Annotated in this window: 16 protein-coding genes and 1 pseudogene; 7 read left to right on the top strand and 10 right to left on the bottom strand. The window is 42.9% G+C overall.

All coding sequences use genetic code 11. The features are described 5' to 3' along the window. Window positions 1–29: 29 nt before the first annotated feature. Genes BMW86_RS22775 through BMW86_RS22755 form a run of 5 tightly spaced genes read right to left on the bottom strand, consistent with a single transcriptional unit; the run spans window position 30 to window position 4,425 of the window. Window positions 30–962 (bottom strand): EamA family transporter, encoded by a 933-nt coding sequence (locus tag BMW86_RS22775; RefSeq protein WP_218149203.1) that lies wholly within the window; start codon window positions 960–962, stop codon window positions 30–32. Window positions 963–1,009: 47 nt separating this feature from the next. Beyond that, on the bottom strand, window positions 1,010–1,879 hold the full coding sequence (locus BMW86_RS22770) for an aldose 1-epimerase family protein (protein ID WP_089784243.1): 870 nt from the start codon (window positions 1,877–1,879) through the stop codon (window positions 1,010–1,012). Between the two features lie 24 nt (window positions 1,880–1,903). Then, window positions 1,904–2,113 carry a hypothetical protein gene (locus BMW86_RS22765; protein WP_089784242.1) on the bottom strand — a complete coding sequence of 70 codons (210 nt, stop codon included), beginning with the start codon at window positions 2,111–2,113 and terminating at the stop codon, window positions 1,904–1,906. 49 nt (window positions 2,114–2,162) lie between these two features. Then, window positions 2,163–2,579, bottom strand: a complete 417-nt coding sequence (locus BMW86_RS22760) for a response regulator (protein WP_089784241.1) — start codon at window positions 2,577–2,579, stop codon at window positions 2,163–2,165. Beyond that, window positions 2,572–4,425 carry a PAS domain-containing sensor histidine kinase gene (locus BMW86_RS22755; RefSeq protein WP_089784240.1) on the bottom strand — a complete coding sequence of 618 codons (1,854 nt, stop codon included), beginning with the start codon at window positions 4,423–4,425 and terminating at the stop codon, window positions 2,572–2,574. The genes BMW86_RS22760 and BMW86_RS22755 overlap by 8 nt, the downstream gene beginning before the upstream one ends. Window positions 4,426–4,599: 174 nt before the next feature. Here BMW86_RS22755 and BMW86_RS22750 point away from each other — a divergent pair, with 174 nt between their 5' ends. The 3 genes from BMW86_RS22750 to BMW86_RS22740 all read left to right on the top strand — a co-directional run bounded on the left by BMW86_RS22750 (window position 4,600) and on the right by BMW86_RS22740 (window position 9,101). Continuing rightward, window positions 4,600–5,652, top strand: a complete 1,053-nt coding sequence (locus tag BMW86_RS22750) for a sensor histidine kinase (RefSeq protein WP_089784239.1) — start codon at window positions 4,600–4,602, stop codon at window positions 5,650–5,652. Between the two features lie 12 nt (window positions 5,653–5,664). Further along, on the top strand, window positions 5,665–6,384 hold the full coding sequence (locus BMW86_RS22745) for a LytR/AlgR family response regulator transcription factor (RefSeq protein ID WP_089784238.1): 720 nt from the start codon (window positions 5,665–5,667) through the stop codon (window positions 6,382–6,384). A gap of 110 nt (window positions 6,385–6,494) precedes the next feature. Next, on the top strand, window positions 6,495–9,101 hold the full coding sequence (locus tag BMW86_RS22740; RefSeq protein ID WP_089784237.1) for a TonB-dependent receptor: 2,607 nt from the start codon (window positions 6,495–6,497) through the stop codon (window positions 9,099–9,101). 60 nt (window positions 9,102–9,161) lie between these two features. Here BMW86_RS22740 and BMW86_RS22735 read toward each other — a convergent pair whose 3' ends face one another. Together BMW86_RS22735 and BMW86_RS22730 are read right to left on the bottom strand one after the other, a co-directional pair. Continuing rightward, window positions 9,162–9,578 carry a Dabb family protein gene (locus BMW86_RS22735; RefSeq protein WP_089784236.1) on the bottom strand — a complete coding sequence of 139 codons (417 nt, stop codon included), beginning with the start codon at window positions 9,576–9,578 and terminating at the stop codon, window positions 9,162–9,164. Then, window positions 9,535–12,183 (bottom strand): CHAT domain-containing protein, encoded by a 2,649-nt coding sequence (locus BMW86_RS22730; RefSeq protein WP_089784235.1) that lies wholly within the window; start codon window positions 12,181–12,183, stop codon window positions 9,535–9,537. Before BMW86_RS22730 ends, BMW86_RS22735 begins: the two co-directional genes overlap by 44 nt. Window positions 12,184–12,279: 96 nt before the next feature. Between BMW86_RS22730 and BMW86_RS22725 the strand changes: the two genes are divergently transcribed. Both BMW86_RS22725 and BMW86_RS22720 read left to right on the top strand, forming a co-directional pair. After that, window positions 12,280–13,134, top strand: a complete 855-nt coding sequence (locus tag BMW86_RS22725) for an alpha/beta fold hydrolase (RefSeq protein WP_089784234.1) — start codon at window positions 12,280–12,282, stop codon at window positions 13,132–13,134. Window positions 13,135–13,203: 69 nt separating this feature from the next. Then, window positions 13,204–13,941: an MBL fold metallo-hydrolase gene (locus tag BMW86_RS22720; protein ID WP_089784233.1), complete on the top strand. Its 738-nt coding sequence runs from the start codon at window positions 13,204–13,206 to the stop codon at window positions 13,939–13,941. A 44-nt stretch (window positions 13,942–13,985) separates the two neighbouring features. Here BMW86_RS22720 and BMW86_RS22715 read toward each other — a convergent pair whose 3' ends face one another. Then, the gene (locus BMW86_RS22715) at window positions 13,986–14,972 is read right to left on the bottom strand and encodes an MBL fold metallo-hydrolase (RefSeq protein ID WP_089784232.1); all 987 of its coding nucleotides are present in this window, start codon (window positions 14,970–14,972) and stop codon (window positions 13,986–13,988) included. Window positions 14,973–15,084: 112 nt separating this feature from the next. Between BMW86_RS22715 and BMW86_RS22710 the strand changes: the two genes are divergently transcribed. Then, a complete protein-coding gene (locus tag BMW86_RS22710) occupies window positions 15,085–15,474 on the top strand; it encodes a winged helix-turn-helix transcriptional regulator (RefSeq protein WP_255372985.1) in 390 nt (129 codons plus the stop codon). A gap of 21 nt (window positions 15,475–15,495) precedes the next feature. Here the strand turns inward: BMW86_RS22710 and BMW86_RS22705 are convergent, their stop codons facing one another. Together BMW86_RS22705 and BMW86_RS22700 are read right to left on the bottom strand one after the other, a co-directional pair. After that, a complete protein-coding gene (locus BMW86_RS22705; RefSeq protein ID WP_089784231.1) occupies window positions 15,496–16,266 on the bottom strand; it encodes a tRNA(His) guanylyltransferase Thg1 family protein in 771 nt (256 codons plus the stop codon). Continuing rightward, window positions 16,256–16,702 carry a bifunctional polynucleotide phosphatase/kinase family protein gene (locus BMW86_RS22700; protein WP_089784230.1) on the bottom strand — a complete coding sequence of 149 codons (447 nt, stop codon included), beginning with the start codon at window positions 16,700–16,702 and terminating at the stop codon, window positions 16,256–16,258. The genes BMW86_RS22705 and BMW86_RS22700 overlap by 11 nt, the downstream gene beginning before the upstream one ends. Before the next feature lie 64 nt (window positions 16,703–16,766). Here BMW86_RS22700 and BMW86_RS33385 point away from each other — a divergent pair. After that, window positions 16,767–16,994 (top strand): annotated as a pseudogene (locus tag BMW86_RS33385) (hypothetical protein); the annotation flags it as partial. Window positions 16,995–17,027 lie beyond the last annotated feature (33 nt).

The following is a 17,027-nucleotide window of genomic DNA, read 5'->3' as shown; positions in this document are numbered from 1 at the left end:
AATACCTTATTCCTGCGGGGGATATCGATTCATCCTTTTTTGAAAAATGCCTTATAAGAAGGAAAGTTCGTTAACAATACTCCTGCTAATATGATAAACATTGCCAGTAACTGTAACCCGGAAAACCGCTCATTTACAAATGCCCAGCCCATCAGCACCGCTACCAATGGATTAATATAGGTATGGGTGCTTACGAGTGCTGGCGGACGCACTGTTATGAGCCAGGTAAATGCCATATAGGCTACTAACGATCCCATTATTACAAGATATAATAATCCTCCCCAGGCCTGTAAGGGTACTGCGGAGAATGAGAATGTACTGAGTTCACCGGTGAGTCCACTGATTAACAGGCTGCCTACGCCACCAGCTATCAGCTGTACGCAAACGGTTACAATATTACTGGTGCTGCCATCCAGCCTGCTTTCCGCATACAAAGACCCTACTACCCACAAGATGGCGCTTAATATTATCACCGCATAACCTACCCATTGCATCTCTGCTGCTACTTCCGGTTTACTGAATCCAAAGAATAATACGATGCCGGTAAAACCTATCAGCAGTCCGGCAATGATGTAAGCATTAGTAAAATACTCATGCCAGCGTTTTTTATCTATCAGTAAAAACCAGAACGGTTCTGATGCGATGATAATAGCTGCCTGTCCGGAACCTACATATTGTTCCGCCCAGGTTACCAGTCCACTCCCTCCTATCAGCATCAGCAAGCCACTGATAACACAGATCCTGATCACAGCAACCGGAGGGATTTTTTGCCCGCGTATACGGCACCACCCCGCCAGTAATGTACCGGCAATCAGATAGCGGAGTGCAGACAGCAGAAAAGGAGGAAATCCTTTTAGTCCATATATTATGGCCAGGTAGGTAGTACCCCATACAATGTAAATAGCCAGAAAAGCCAGCAGTACCAGCCATGCAGGCGCGGGTCGTGTAGAAGATGTTATCAATGGGTCAATTTATTTATACAAGTCAAAGCGCTAAAAAAAGTCGATAATTAAAAGAACCTTGCCGACCATTGTCTTTCAAAACGTTGTCCTGCAAGCAGCTTATTAATTCCTTCCTTCTCTGATAATTCTCCGCTGGCCTCTACGCTGTCCGCAATGCCACACCAGGGTTCTATACAAACGAAGTCAGCATCTTTAGCTGCCCAGATACCCATGAAAGGAAATCCGGCTACCTTCATTTCCAGGCCATGAGGAGACACATCACTTTTTAAGGAAATAGCTGTTGATTCCAGGTGTTTGAAGACTAATGCATCCTGGTAAAAGAGCGCATGTTGCAAGGGAAGTTTATCAGTGTTCTTTATGTAAGGAACAGGGGTTTTCTCTATCAGACCACCATCCGTTAAAGGCCATAAATCAGCATTTTCTTTTTTGCTGAAAGAGAGATAATAATCCTCATAACCGGCGCCTTGTGTAAGCGGTACTTTAAATGCCGGATGCGCACCTACGGAAAAGTACATGGTATCAGCCCCTTTGTTCTCAACAATGTATTGTACAGTGAGGACATCTCCGTCTAAGGTATATACAACGCTGAATTTAAAGTTGAAAGGATATACAGGTAAGGTATGTTCTGTATCAGTCAATGTAAAAACTACACGCGTATTAGTTTGCTCCTCTACGGTAAACACATGATCCCTGGCAAAACCATGTCTGCCAAGTGTGTAGTTTTTTCCTTTATATGTGTATGTATTATTTTTCAGGGTTCCCACTATCGGGAATAATACCGGGCTCTTTTTTGCCCAGAAAGCCGGATCTGCATTCCAAAGGTATTCCAGCTGCGAATCCTTGCGGATGATATGCTGCAGTTCTGCTCCTTTTTCGGCAATAACTATTTGTAACTGATCATTGAACAACTCAGGCATACGTTCTAATTTGCCTGCAAAATACTATCTTTTTTTATCAGTCAGTACAAGGATAAGACCGAGTACCGCTACAGCACCGCCTGCATAAGTAGGCCAGCCTATCCACTTACTTTCTTTTTTATTGATTTCTACGGGGCCGAGGTCCACTACCTTTTTTTCTGTAGTTACAGAGAAGCCTCTGATTACGATCATAACGATGCCAGCAATAAGCAGAATAAAACCCAGCGTTTTCATATTTGTATGGTTTAATTACGATGAGTAAACAATCCACATGCCACATTAGTTAGTCTGTATGAGCCAGTAACAGTTCTGAGAGAATCTGCTGAATGGTTTGTTTTGAAAGGGGTTTTACGAGATAACCAGCCAGTACAGGAAATTCTTTTGCCTTCTGTAAATCGCTCTCATGGGTAGAGCTGGAAAGAATATATATTTTGATCTTTTTATCCGCAGGAATATCCAGTTTCACAAACTCACGCATGAACTGCCATCCGTCCATATATGGCATATTCACATCCAGCAGTATAAGCTCCGGTAATGAATCCGGTTGTTGCAAATTGGATTTGATATAAGTTAACGCCTGCTCCCCATCACTGAATTTATGTACGTTCTCCACCATTCCAAGACGTTCAAAATGCTGTCGCATTACGAACTGGAACAGATCGTCATCATCCACAATACACGCATTTTTAATCTTATTCATCTTGCTTTAATATGGGTTCCCGGTTGTTATTGAAATATACAAAGAAGCTGCTGCCTTTGCCTTCTTCACTTTTTGCTTTAATGTTGCCACCAAATGTTTTAATCTGGTTTCTTATCATAAATAATCCAACACCTACTCCGCTCAAACCCCTGTGAAAGATCTTTTTATACCTGAATATCTGCGTACCGTGCTTATCAAGATCAATACCCATGCCATTGTCCCTTACTTCCAGCACTATTTCCTTCTCCTCTATCCGGCAGGAAACGTGTATTTCGGGTGGTATACCAGGACGGGTATAAGTCAATGCATTACTTAGTAAGTTAAACAATATATTCTCCAGATAAGCCTTGGCGTAATAGATCTTATCTACTTCCAGGTCCAGGTATAATTCTGCCTTCTTCTTTTCTATCAGTGGCTTCAGCAAGCCCCATTTCTGCTGAATGATCACTTCCAGATCACATTCGGTAAATGGTACTCCATCATTCTCTTTCAGGTTCAGTACCAGTTTCAGGTCTTTCAGCGTATCCAGTATTGCTTCAGCAGTAGCTTTCATGTGCTGTAACAATAAGTTCCTGTCACTTTCTTCGGTGAGCTCTGGCAGCAGGTCTGTAGACGCGACTAAGGCTGTTGCCGGTCCGCCGAGATTATGGGCAATGATCCTGTTGAACTCCTGTAGCTGTTTTATTTTCTGCCGCAGGTCTATTGAAGTAGCATGCAGGATAATATTCTTAGTCTGTGCTTCTGTATTTAAATGCTTCAGTTCGGTTACATCTACCAGCTGAACGATAAAGAACCGCGGTGTACCATCAGCATTCCACAATAGTGAAGCAGCAAGGAATACCCAGATATAATGGCCATCTTTATGGATATACCTTCTTTCTGCCCGGTAAGTATTGATCTCACCATTCATCATCATGGTGATCTGATTCACGGCATTCTCACGATCATCCGGGTGGATGATATCTGCTATATCCATGGACCTCATTTCCTCCCGGGTAAAACCCAGGGTATTCATCAGGGATTCATTTACATCCATCCATTTACCATCGGGCCCTATCAGCCCTATACCGGTAGGAGAATAATTGAATACGCTTTCAAAGACCTTCTGACTTTCCTCTAACCTGTATTTTGTATGTTTGAGTTCCTGCTCAGCCTTACATTCCGTGGTAACATCTTCCAGACTTATAATAATGCTGTTATTGGCATTGTCAGATAATAACAGTCTTGCACGATACCAGATGTCTTCCTCCTGTTGCAGCGGATCATGATAAGTGACCACCTGTTCTTGCCCGGTCTGATATACGTTCTTCATTAATTTCCGGATGTCAGCAATCAGGCTTTCCGGCATATAACCAGTGGCCTGTTTTCCCTCCATCATTTTCCAGGGAAGGGTAAGCCTTGCTTTTTTGTTCATCCACACATGCAGAATAGTGCCATTTGCGGCCACTTCCACCACAATATCATCCAGAGATGAGATAATAGCGCTCAAAGATTTATTGGTATCGATCCATTTAGTTATATCCGTAAATGTGAGGATGTATCCTTTATCCGTATCCGTTACAAGATGCCGGCCATTGATTCTCAGCCAGGTAATAGTACCACGTTCACATTGAAGACTGATTTCCCGGCCGGAAAAATCCTGCCGTTCTTCCAGCATAACAGCAAGCGGCTGTATACCGGCGCTTTTCCAATAGACATTATCCCGGATCTGAGTAGCGGAAATATGGAGGATTTTAAGTGCACATTCATTCCATGCAATCACCTGACCATGCAAATCTATTGCAACGTAACCTTCTTCAATAGCGTTCGCTATCGCACTCCACCAATGGTTCGCATGATCAATCATAGTCTGGTTATATGGCTCACATCACCTCTGTGTTCAGGGAAAAGATGAGATTTATAAAAGCAATTTAACAGAAAACTTCAAGTTTGTAGCGAAAAACCTGGATTTCATCTCAATATTGTCTCTTTATACTCAAATTTTTAGTTCTTTTGACCGGTTAAATTGTTTGATAAAGGAATGAATATTGTACAAAACGATACTAAACAGGCATGGTATTCCAGGAAGTGGGCGCAGATCTTCCTGCATATAGTTATATGGATTACCTTATTCACCCTGCCTTTCCTGTTCCGTCCCTCAGAACACCGTCACCCGGAACCTGATGACAAAGCGAATCTCATTCATTATCTTATAAATGCGGTATTACTGATTCTCATCTTTTACCTGAATGCGACAGTACTCATTCCTAAACTGGTTTACCGCAAAAAATACCCGGAATTCGTAACGATCTTATTATTGCTTTTAGCAGCCCTGATAGGATCCAAGTGGGTAATTAGTGAAGTTTTGATTACTTACAGACGGTTTGAATTGAACCCCACCATCATGTTCTGTTTCTTTTCCCTCATTTTTATGCTGGCATGCAGCACGGCCTGGAGGATGATCAGGGATAAACTGAACAGTGATAAACTGGCCAGTGAGCGTGAAAATGAGAACCTTAAAACAGAGCTGACCCTGCTAAGATCGCAGGTAAGTCCTCATTTCATGTTCAACGTACTCAATAATATGGTTGCGCTGGCCAGGAAAAAATCAGACCAGCTGGAACCTTCCCTGATCAACCTTTCTTCTTTAATGCGGTATATGCTGTATGAAGCGGATGAAGATAAAGTGCCGCTGGATAAGGAGATTGATTACCTGCAAAGTTATATAGACCTTCAACAGCAGCGTTTCGGTGCAAAAGTGCAGGTAAATGTAAATTTACAGCTGCCTGAAAACGGGTATGAGATAGAACCCATGCTGCTGATCCCCTTTGTGGAAAATGCGTTTAAACATGGTACCGGACTGATACAGGATGCCCGTATTGATATAGAACTACGTGCCAAACAAGGCTTATTGCAGTTTTCCGTGATGAACAAATACAATACGGAATACGAGGAAATAAAAGACAAAACGTCCGGTATAGGTCTTACCAATGTAAAACGCCGCTTAAATCTCTTATATAAGGATAATTATCAGTTGCTGATCAACAAAAAGGAAGGCTGGTTCGTTGTCTCTTTACAGTTACATTTGCATTAATCTCTTAATTTTATGATGCTACGTTGTATAGCCGTTGATGATGAACCCCTGGCTCTTGAGCTGCTGGAAGATAATATCCGGCAGGTACCCTACCTGGAACTGGTAGCCAAGTGTACGGATGCCTTTGAAGCAATAAAAGTATTACAGGAAAATACGGTAGACCTCATTTTCCTGGATATTCAGATGCCTGGATTAACGGGATTACAGTTTATACAGAGCATGGCCCAGAAACCCATGATCATTCTCATTACGGCCTATGAGAAATATGCACTGGCAGGTTTTGAACTGGATGTAACGGATTACCTGGTAAAACCGGTATCCCTTCCCAGGTTTATCAAGTCGTGCAACAAAGCCCGTGAACTTTTCCAGTTAAGGCAAAATAATGTGCCTGTTTCTTCGGCTGTCAATCCTGAATTTTTCTTCGTGAATGCCGATTACAGCCTGCTGAAAATCACCATCGCCGACATCATATGGATAGAAGCCCTGAAGGACTATATCCGTATCCACCTTACAGGTGATGCCAAGCCCGTAGTGACCCGCATGCCCCTGAAACAGGTAGAGGAACAACTATCGGCGGCTAAATTCATCCGCATTCATAAGTCCTATATAATAGCGGTAGCCCATATTACTGCTATCCGGAAAAACAGTGTCTTTATCGGTACCATGGAATTACCGGTAGGTGATAATTATCGTGATGCGGTGGCTGCTCTTACAGGCGCCGGCAATAAATAAAATCTCATCCTTGATCTGCGCCTTTCGTCGCATTATTTTATATTGTTGCCTCATTTTACTATGTATAATGGAAATACGCAATTAGTTTTGTGTTATCTGAAAAGGAACTTATGCAAAAAATTATATGGCTTTTCGCCCTGTTGACCTGTTCTAGTATTGTAAACGCACAAATGCCCGGTGGTGGAATGCCTCCTGGAGGAATGCCCGGCGGCGCTCGTCCGGCCAATATTGGCCACCTTTACGGGAAAATTCTGGACAGTGATGGTAAACCAATGCCTTACACTTCGGTGATCGTTTTACAGAGCCGTTTCGACTCTGCCAGTGGTGTTAAAAAAGACGTACTTGTAAAAGGTGTGATGACACAGAATAACGGTGATTTCAGTCTGGAAGAATTACCGGTATTCGGCCCTTTACAACTGAAAATTACGGCTACCGGTTATAAAACTTATACCCAGACAGTCGCTTTCTTAACGAAGAAACCTGCTCCCGGTACCATTCCTTCATTCGATAAGGACATGGGAAATATCAAACTGACAGGAAGTATCAGTCAGCTGCAGGCAGTGACCGTTACCGGTACCAAACCACTGATGCAGATAGACGGCGATAAAAAGGTATTTAACGTGGAGAAGAACATCTCCAGTACCGGTGGTACTGCCCTGGATGTGATGAAAAACGTGCCTTCCGTAAATGTGGACATTGATGGTAACGTTACCATGCGTAACGCAGCTCCTCAGTTATTCATAGATGGACGGCCTACCACCCTCACGCTGGAACAGATTCCTGCTGATGCAATCGAAAGCGTAGAAGTGATTACTGCTCCCAGTGCCAAATATGATGCTTCCGGCGGTGGTGCAGGGATCCTCAATATCGTACTGAAAAAGAACCGTAAGACGGGTTACAACGGTAACCTTCGCGCAGGTATCGATAAACGCGGGGCTATAAATGGAGGGGCTGATTTCAACCTTCGCCAGGATAAAGTGAATATCACGGCCAGCGCCATGATTAACCAGAATAAGGACCGTACTACCGGCACGACCGACCGTACCACCATAGAAACAGATCCCATACATACCCTGCAGAACAATGCTTCCAGGAATGGTGGTGGATTTGCTTTCGGTCGCCTTGGACTGGATTACTTCGTGAACAACCGTACCACATTATCTGTATCAGGTGTGAAAGTACATGGGAGTATGAAACCAACCAGTGTACTGGACATCAATTCAGATACTACCTTTACTGCTGCCGGTACTTCTTCTCATTCTTACGGACAACGTTTAACGAACAGCAGTCGTGTTTTCAACGGTACCGGTCTGGTACTGGGGATGAAACACCTGTTCCCACATGAAGGAGAAGAACTGACCGTAGACGCCAACTACTTCGGTGGTGCTTACAAAAACAACTCTGATTACAACACAAATTATTATACCACCAGGGGTGGTACTGCTACCGGCAATGAACTGCAGAAAATACAGGGAAATGGTAAGATGAGGAATATCACTATCCAGACAGACTATGTGAAGCCATTCAATGCCACTACCAAATTAGAAGCTGGTTTAAGAGCAGGATTAAGACATACAGAGAACAACAACTACAATTATATCTTTAGTGATGTACTGGGTGATTATGAACTGATCCCTAATCCCAGCAGTAACTATGAGAATAATGAAAATGTATATGCCGCTTATGCTACTTTCAGCAGTGGTATCCGCAGTTTCAGTTATAAATTAGGATTGAGAGTGGAGAAATCCAACTACGATGGGAAACTGATACAGAGCAGTGAGAAGTTTGGGAATGAATACCCGGCCAGTCTGTTCCCTACCCTGTTCCTGAGTCAGAAACTGAAACATAACCAGGAATTACAGCTGAGTTATAACCGCAGGATCAACCGTCCGAACTTCTTCCAGCTGATCCCTTTTGCGGATTCTACCGATAAGCTGAATATCACTAAAGGTAATCCTGCCCTGGTACCGGAGTTCACACATTCTCTTGAGCTCTCTTATCTGAAAACATTTGCAGGCAATCATACCTTACTGGCATCTGCTTATTATAAATATACTGATCACCTGATTACCGGTTATACCGAAAGACAAACAGATGAAGCGACCGGCAGCTCAGCGCTGATCAACACATATATCAATGCCAACAGCAGTTATACAACCGGTGCGGAAATAACGGTACAGAATATTCTTACCAAGTGGTGGGATATCTCTACCAATATTAACATCTATAATTCCAAGATCAACACCGATAGTACCAGTGCTGTTCAGCAGGATGCATTGTGGAGTGTGTTTGGTAAATTCAACAGTAATTTCAAGTTACCGGCTAACTTTGATATACAGTTAACCGCTACATATCAGTCGAAAACAAACTTACCGGTGAATACCCAGCGTCAGTTTGGTGGTGGCCCTCCGGATATGCAGGCACAGAGTTCTTCCCAGGGTTATATCCGTCCTTTCTATGGCGTTGATATTGCTATAAAGAAGAGTTTCCTGAAGAGTAAAGCAGCGAGTGTAACATTGAGTGTGAGTGATATTTTCAGGAGCCGTAAAACGGACCAGTATTCATCCAGCGCTTACTTTGTACAGAACTATAATCGTCTGCGTGATCCGCAGATGGTAAAACTGAACTTTGCTTACCGTTTTGGAAAGATAGATGCGAGCTTGTTTAAACGCAAGAGCCAGGGGAATGGTGCTAATATGATGGATGGTATGCAGTAATTATAAGAGAATGTGAAGAGATTAAATGCGAATGATCAGACGATCATTCGCATTTGTGTTTTATATATCTTCGGAATCATACACGATCACTTTCTTCCATACAGAAGAGCATTCCTTGATGAAGTTTAAGTGTGCGGGATCTGTCTGATAAATATCCTGCTCTGCCTTGTTCTTAAAGAACAACATCCAGGATACTGCGTAGGAGCGGTCTATCACATCCCTGTTGGTAGTGGATGGCAATCCTATATGGTGCTGCTGGATGGTTTTGGCTGTTACGGCGAGTTTGCGCAATCCGGCAATCAGCTTATCCTTATCTTCCTGGCTATCAGGATTATTTAACCAGAAATATACATGATGTATAAACACTTTAGGCGTTTCTTTCGCTGTTACAGCTCCACCTGTAAGTGTGGCAATCCCCGTCACGGCAGCTGTTTTAGCTGCGGTTGACATGAACTGGCGTCTTGATTGTTTTGACATGGGTTAATTTTTTATACAGGTAAAATAGGAAAAATATCAATAATAAAGCAGCGATCCACCACCAATAGACAGGTATAGGTGTTGATAAAGTGATTGTTTGCGGAATGCCCATATACACCCAGCCCGACCAGTAATAAGGCAGTTGCAATACCGGATTGGTCTGCTGCTGCTTTAACCACTGCAGCTTAGCTGAGTACAGTGCGGCACTTACCTCCTGCCCTTTGTGCAGGTTCTCATAAAAATGAGGCATAAAGGTAGCGGCCCCGGCATCGTTCACGTTCCACAATCCTGCTACCACTCCCGGGATACCTGCTGCGGCAAATCCCCAGGATAAGCTCTGTACACCTTCTCCCTGCATCAGCCAGCCATCTGCTGTTCTGCAGGCGCTGAGCACCACCAGTTGAGGAGCGTGCAAGCGGGCGGTGAGAGAAGACAGTGCAAAGTTGCCGTCCGCCATTTCCAGGATAGGTTCATGGTTTACGCCTGCATGTGTGCTGATGTGCAGCACGCCCGTTTGCTGTAATGCCTGTTCCAGGGCCTGCAATGTGGCTGCCTGGTTCTCTTCATATTTACCACTTACAATAGTTTTGAGCTGGCGTTGTTCTTCTACCACAGCAGGGATGGCCCGGCTGCTGCTGTCGTGGGTGATGAAAAAGCCGGTGAAGCCGCTTGTTTTTTCCCGTTGTCTTTTTCTTAGTTGCTGCCAGCTTAATAATGAATATGCATAACTGATCGATGCCTGTTTTACCAGGAAAGGCCAGGTGCTGATATCAGGATGATAGGTGCTGTCTGTGACAAGTGCATCAAATGGCACATAACCCAGTACATCATCTGTCAGAAATAAGTATTGATAATTTTGTTGCCATTTCTTACCACCCAGTATTGCCTGGTATAGTTTGTAAGCATCTTTGTAATAGGTTACCGGATCATTCATCATGGCATTGGGGCCTTCCTTGAAGTAGTGCTGTACAAAGTACCGGCATTGTGTGCCCAGGTTATCTATGGTACGCACCGCTTTTACGCCGTGTTTATCTGCTTCCAGCAGGAACCATTGTTTTTCTCCTGCGAAGCAGGCTATTACTTCCGTATTTTCGGGCAGATCATTTAGCTGGGTGCTGGTTACGCGGTTGCTTTGTAACAGTGCAGGGTAACGCTGCTGCAATTTCCTTTGCAGGCCGCTCATTTCATATTCCAGGGAAGAGATCATATCTGTTTTGTCGGCTGCTTCCCGGTTGTAATAAGCGATGGCCTGTTCCAGTTGCTGCATACGATGGAACAGTGTATCTTTTTCATGCATGGCGGCATAACCAATATTCCTGCGGATCTCTTCCAACAGCCATTGTGCTTTGCCCTGTTCTGCATATTGCAGCATACGGTTGGCGTACTGCGTTTCTTTAGTCGTGGTATACAGGCTATAAGCTATTTTCATCGCCAGTTCTACCCGGCGGCGGTTCTCCTGTTGCTGTAAGCGACGGGAATCCATTCCGGCAAATTCGTTTCTTAATTTAGCAGCGGCGGCGAAACAGAGATCTATGACTGCCAGTGCCTGTTGTGAATGCCCTTGCTGATGATATGTTCTGGCGAGTCCTTCCAGGGCATCCTGTAAAATGTATTCACCGTACAGCCAGCGTTCTTCCGGCAGTCTATCCGGGGTGTAGGACGGCAGCAATATTTTAAGCGCCTGCTGGTATTGTTGCCTGGCGGCATCTGGTTTATTCTGATCCAGCAAGGCTCGTCCCATCAGCACATATACATTTGCTTTTTCTCGTTGCCTTCCTCCTTTGAAGTGTTTTTCTATCACCTGTAAGGCCAGCTGGTATTGCTGCAGCGGATTGCTGCTGGTAGCTGCTGCCTGTACATAGGCGCTTTCCAGCCAGTAAGGGTTTGTACCCTTTAGTATTTTTAAGGCGGCGGCATTTAGCAAACGGGCACTGTCGTAACTTCCTCTGGAAGTGGCGAGGTCTGAGAGGGTGTTGAGTAAGAGTCCTCTTACGGGGGCTTTATCACCGGCGTATGTTAATCCCTGTTTAGCGAGGGCGGTAGCCTGTAGCCACTCCCCCTGAGATCTCCTCAGCACGGCCATATTTGCATAAGCAGCGGCAATCAGTGCGGGGTCTTTTTTCTTTAAGGCCAGGGATAACATCTGCTCCTGGATATACAGGGCGCTTTCATAATCTCCCAGGCGGGTATAGTTATTCCCCAGCGGTTTAAGGATGTGGTCTTCCACATCATATGGGTCGGGTAATGTTTGTTTGTAAAAAGAGTAGGCCTGTTCGTAACATTGAATCGACTGTAATATATTCCCGAGGTAGAGCTGGTAATAGCCCTGGTTCACGAGCAGGTCCAGCCAGGCGAGGTAGTCTTCATCTGTGCGGATAGGACGCCAGGCATCCTTTTTACAGTCCATCAGTACATTTATACGGGCGGCAGGGTCGGCGGCGACATATTCCATCCGCTCATATAACCAACCCGACAGGTCATCTGCCTGTTGCAACTGCTGCAGACGCTTTTGCAGCGTATCAGGTAGTGCAAAGGATTTTACTGCCAGGAAGCAGCATAGTACAGTGATATAGAGTTTCTGTTTGATCGTTGAAGATACAAACATTCCGGATTGTCGCAAATCATCCTTCAATTAGTCGTAATCCCCCCCTGTATCCGTTAAATCTCCTCGCTAAGTTTGCATTATCAAATCAACAAACAAATGAAAACACTTATTATCACTCTGTTCATCACTTGTCTTTCTATCTTATCAGGTAATGCGCAACAAAAAGCCAATAACATGACATCAGGATATGCACCTATCGACGGATTAAAAATGTATTATGAAATTCATGGAGAAGGAAAACCTATTGTACTGCTCCATGGTAGCTATATGAATATCAATCTGAACTATAGCCAGTTGATACCTGAATTGGCTAAATCGCATAAAGTGATCGTATTGGAAATGCAGGGGCATGGAAGAACAGCTGATATTGATCGTCCGTTCTCCTACGCTGCACTTGCTGATGATGTAGCGGGGTTACTGAAATATTTAAAGATTGATAGCGCAGATATTGCAGGTTATAGTTTAGGCGGAATAGTTGCCTTTGAACTGGCCATTAAACATCCTTCTCTTGTCCACAAACTGATCATTATTTCTTCTGTATATAAATTTGAAGGATGGATTCCTGCAGCAAGAGAAATGTTCCCTCATATGAAACCGGAGTTCTTCACAAATACACCGATCAAAACTGAATACGATAAGCTTTCTCCGGATAAAAGCCATTGGAATGACTTCGCTACTAAACTGATTAAGTTTGATGGGACTCCGTTTGATCTGGGAACAGAAAACATAAAAGCGATTAAATCTCCTGTGTTGTTTATTAATGGAGATAATGATGGAGTTGATTTAAGTTATGTTGCTGAGACGTACAAACTTTGTGGTGGTGGTGTTTTTGGTGATATGACAGGATTACCGAAATCTCAACTGGCCATTATACCTGGTGCTACACATGTAAGCCTGATGATGGAAACGCAGAAACTGACCGCTCTCATCCTGCCCTTTTTAGATAAATAAAACCGGCTATCCCATTTTTAAAGATAAAGACAGGTAATTTGTAATTTAGTGTTCTCAAAATCACATTTTATGAAATACAGTATATTATTACTGAGCTTATCTTTATGGATCGGAAAAACCCAGGCACAGGACACCCTGAAAACCGGCAGCGGCCCGTTAATTATTCAACCCATTGAGCATGCGAGTCTTGTTCTCAGCACGGGAGGCAAAACTATTTATGCAGATCCTAATGGTGCTGCTAATTTCACAAGTGTAGCCTCTCCGGACATTATCCTCATCACTGATATTCATGGCGATCACTTTGATTCTACTACACTGGCTGCTGTTGCCAAACCCAATACTATTTTCATTGTACCAAAAGTAGTGGCAGATAAAATGCCTAATAAGGATCATGTGGTAATATTGCCTAATGGCGGTACCACTAAACAACTGGGTATATCCATCAGCGCTATCCCTATGTATAATCTTCCGGAGAGCCCTACTGCTATGCATACCAAAGGACGTGGCAATGGGTATATCTTACATATCGGTGGTAAAAACATTTATATTTCCGGTGATACACAGGCTATTCCTGAAATGCGCTCACTGAAAAATATTGATGTGGCATTTGTATGTATGAACCTTCCTTATACCATGGATGTAAAAGAAGCGGCGAGTGGTGTGCTGGCGTTTAAGCCCAAAGTAGTATATCCTTATCATTATCGTGGTAAAGGCGGCCTAAGCGATGTAAATGAATTCAAGAATCTTGTGAATGCCGGTAATCCTGCAATTGAGGTAAGATTGCGGAACTGGTATCCAAAGAAATAAACTAATTATAAAAGGCTGGAAATTTCCAGCCTTTTGTTTTTGAATCAGCCAGGTATTGGATATGTTTCCATCACCCATTCATATGCATTTCCTTTGCTACGCACATGGCCTATCCCCGGCCAGGGAAGATGATAAGCAAATACTTTTGTTTTATTTGTTGCCAGTGTAGCCACTACTTTCTTTCTGGTAGCTGCTGCTAATGCAATATCCGTATCACCTGAAAATCCCCATTCCGTATGCTGGAACTGCAATGCATCAGAATGCAGGAGATCCGCGATATGTACCAGTTCTTCTCCACCTGAATAAACGTGTACTATCGTATGCCCTGGAGTATGTCCCGGAGCCTTTTGTAAACGGATACAACCGAATAGTTCTGTCTGATCATCAAATAAATGTACAGTAGGTTTTAGTACTTGTAATACCTTATGTGTGGATGCCAGTATCTGTTTCAGTTGTTCAGAATTTTCCATTTTACTCTTTGAAAAATCCGGTTTATCCAATGTCCAGAATGCATATTCAATAGCAGAAAGATACACCTGTGCTGTAGGAAAAACTAAACTGCCATCGTTGTTGAACAGGCCGCCGATATGATCAGGATGAGCATGTGTAATAATAATATCTGTTACTTCTTCCCGGGAAATACCTGCATCGGTTAATGATTTTATCAACCATCCGGAATCACTGCCGAAATTGCCATCAAAGCCATTACCGGTACCTGTGTCGATCAGGATTGTTTGCTTTCCCTTACGGATAACCAGGATATTGATTCCAAGATCTATTTCTTTGGTAGTACGAAAACTATTCACCAGCAGGCTGTCTACTGCTGCGGAGGGAATACCGGGAGCAAACATAGGTTGTACCGGGGTCATCCGGATAGATCCATCTGTGATGACTGTCAGTTCCAGTTCACCCAGTTTAAACTGGTGAAAAGGGCGTATGTTATTCTTTTGTTGTGCCAGCAGACGCTTTAATGGCAGGGAGGCAGTTATACCTAATAAAAATATATCTTTCAGTAAGGCTCGTCTTTCCATGTTTCCTAAATTTGTATCAAAGGTATTGATACCCGGTTGTTAAGACAAGTATGCACTTTTTTGTGTGCTGGATACCAAAAGGATACTAACATTGACTATCAAACAAATAAACTTGAAAGACAATAAAAAAAAGATAGAAAACCCTGTTTGTAGTATTGATTATGCGTTCCGGCGTATAGGTGGCAAATATAAAGGGCGTATCATGATGTACTTATGGCGGAATAACAAACTCCGTTATGGCGAATTGCGCCGTCACATTATCGATATCACTCCTAAAATGCTGACACAGACATTACGCGAACTGGAAGAAGATGAACTGATATGCAGAGAGGTATTCCATGAATTGCCTCCCCGGGTTGAATACAGCCTTACTGAGACAGGATTACGACTGATCCCTTTCATCAACGAACTAAAGGAATGGGGAGACCGGCAACTGTTCAAAGGAAATATCCCATCAATAGCTGCTTTGGGTGACGATGCGGAAGCGAGCTGTTATAAGTAATACGTTGAGTTATGGATAAACTCAGGCTTCCTCACTCCTTTTTATTAAATCAAGGATAAAACTATTGTATTCATCTTTCATTGGCAGTTCCTCCTCTACATATAATTGTCTCTTTTTAACAGTGACAGTAGTCTGTGTTTTAGGGTTAAATCCTTCTTTACTGACTTCCTTCCAGTAAATACCAATACCCCTTTTTTGCCAGGCAGGAAGCTCATTAAAGTTAATACCATAACTGAAAAGCAATTCGTTTTTCTCAGCCGTACTTAATTTGCTGATACGTTCTGTTGCTTTAACAGCAGATAGTCCGGTTTTTCTTAATTGCCAGTAACAATGAGCGCTCAATGCATTCCGGTGTGCATCTTCATTCCTCCACCTGAAATAATCTGCTACTAATATTTTATTAGGCAGTTCACAGATCCTGCAATCAAAAACACCAATACTCCCAAGAAGCAGAGAGAAGCATGCACTGGCTTCTCCGGCAAGAACAGAGTTAATTTTACGATGTTTCCTCCCGAATGAAGCTTCATTTATATGAAACAACAATGATATCTCGTCGCTCTGTGTATATCCATACACAATATTTAAACCCGTGTTCATCAGGTGTATGACTGTTTCTTGCATGTAGTTTTTGAACCTTTCATCAAAAGGTTTTTCGAAATCGTGTTGTTCTTTTGTCAGCCTGGTAAAGTTCCTGCCATCAATTCTTACCACAATATATATTTCAGGTAATACGAAAGCATCACTGGCTGTTTCGTAAATCCGCATTTTTTTATCCAGCTCATTAAATTTCATCGTTCCATTCTTTTACAGTGAATCCGTTATCACCTATTGATACATAATAAAGTTCATCAAACCCTTCATCCTTTGAAGGTAATTGCAGCCGGTTGAAAGTCCCTTTGATTCCGATTTCTGGTATGAGTGCATCACCACTTCGCTGATTATTCCTCATTAAGGCATCAGTAATGACCGACTGAAAATAATATCCTATCACTTTAAATTTATACTCCTTTGCCTGGGAAATATATTTCTGCCGTTCTATTTTGGAAGGGTTCGTATTGTCAATTACAAACTTTTGCCAGCTTTTAAAACAGGCTTCCATAAAGAGATCTTCCCGGTTACGTGTTGTCAGCAGGTCCATGGAAATCCTGACGTGCGTGGAAAAGAAATGTTCTTTGAAGAACGTAGATTTACCCGTAGCCTGTATCCCGCAAAATATAACCACTTCCATAGTATATTGAGATAATATAGTACAATGATAAGGTTTAAGGGTAAATAAGAAAAACGGAAAAAAGTGTTATGCAATATTTGCAGATACAGGAGACGATCCCGGAGAAGGGTCTATCGCGTTAGCTACTCAGTTAGGCATAAATAATGATCCCCGTCATGGAGGAGCGAAATCTGGTATCGTCTATATCCTGTTTAAGAACTCCGGTACCGGCAAACCCTTATCCATAGAAGCTATTAATAAGATAGGAGAAGAATGTATAAAAGGGATAGATATTAATAAGCTGTTAGATTAAATACGCTTAGGTTTAATGACACCTGGTTAAAGA

Source organism: Chitinophaga sp. YR573 (genome assembly GCF_900110995.1).
In the GTDB taxonomy this organism is placed as follows: Bacteria; Bacteroidota; Bacteroidia; order Chitinophagales; family Chitinophagaceae; genus Chitinophaga.
The sequence above is the reverse complement of the archived record's forward strand: the minus strand, read 5'-3'. Positions and strand labels throughout refer to the sequence as shown.

Bases quoted from the DNA above. Each gene is read 5' to 3' on its own strand.
- BMW86_RS22730 (WP_089784235.1), bottom strand. From the start codon at position 12,183: ATGTTTGTATCTTCAACGATCAAACAGAAACTCTATATCACTGTACTA.
- BMW86_RS22755 (WP_089784240.1), bottom strand. From the start codon at position 4,425: ATGATTGATCATGCGAACCATTGGTGGAGTGCGATAGCGAACGCTATT.
- BMW86_RS22735 (WP_089784236.1), bottom strand. From the start codon at position 9,578: ATGTCAAAACAATCAAGACGCCAGTTCATGTCAACCGCAGCTAAAACA.
- BMW86_RS22725 (WP_089784234.1), top strand. From the start codon at position 12,280: ATGAAAACACTTATTATCACTCTGTTCATCACTTGTCTTTCTATCTTA.
- BMW86_RS22700 (WP_089784230.1), bottom strand. From the start codon at position 16,702: ATGGAAGTGGTTATATTTTGCGGGATACAGGCTACGGGTAAATCTACG.
- BMW86_RS22705 (WP_089784231.1), bottom strand. From the start codon at position 16,266: ATGAAATTTAATGAGCTGGATAAAAAAATGCGGATTTACGAAACAGCC.
- BMW86_RS22770 (WP_089784243.1), bottom strand. From the start codon at position 1,879: ATGCCTGAGTTGTTCAATGATCAGTTACAAATAGTTATTGCCGAAAAA.
- BMW86_RS22740 (WP_089784237.1), top strand. From the start codon at position 6,495: ATGCAAAAAATTATATGGCTTTTCGCCCTGTTGACCTGTTCTAGTATT.
- BMW86_RS22745 (WP_089784238.1), top strand. From the start codon at position 5,665: ATGATGCTACGTTGTATAGCCGTTGATGATGAACCCCTGGCTCTTGAG.
- BMW86_RS22760 (WP_089784241.1), bottom strand. From the start codon at position 2,579: ATGAATAAGATTAAAAATGCGTGTATTGTGGATGATGACGATCTGTTC.
- BMW86_RS22750 (WP_089784239.1), top strand. From the start codon at position 4,600: ATGAATATTGTACAAAACGATACTAAACAGGCATGGTATTCCAGGAAG.
- BMW86_RS22720 (WP_089784233.1), top strand. From the start codon at position 13,204: ATGAAATACAGTATATTATTACTGAGCTTATCTTTATGGATCGGAAAA.
- BMW86_RS22715 (WP_089784232.1), bottom strand. From the start codon at position 14,972: ATGGAAAGACGAGCCTTACTGAAAGATATATTTTTATTAGGTATAACT.
- BMW86_RS22765 (WP_089784242.1), bottom strand. From the start codon at position 2,113: ATGAAAACGCTGGGTTTTATTCTGCTTATTGCTGGCATCGTTATGATC.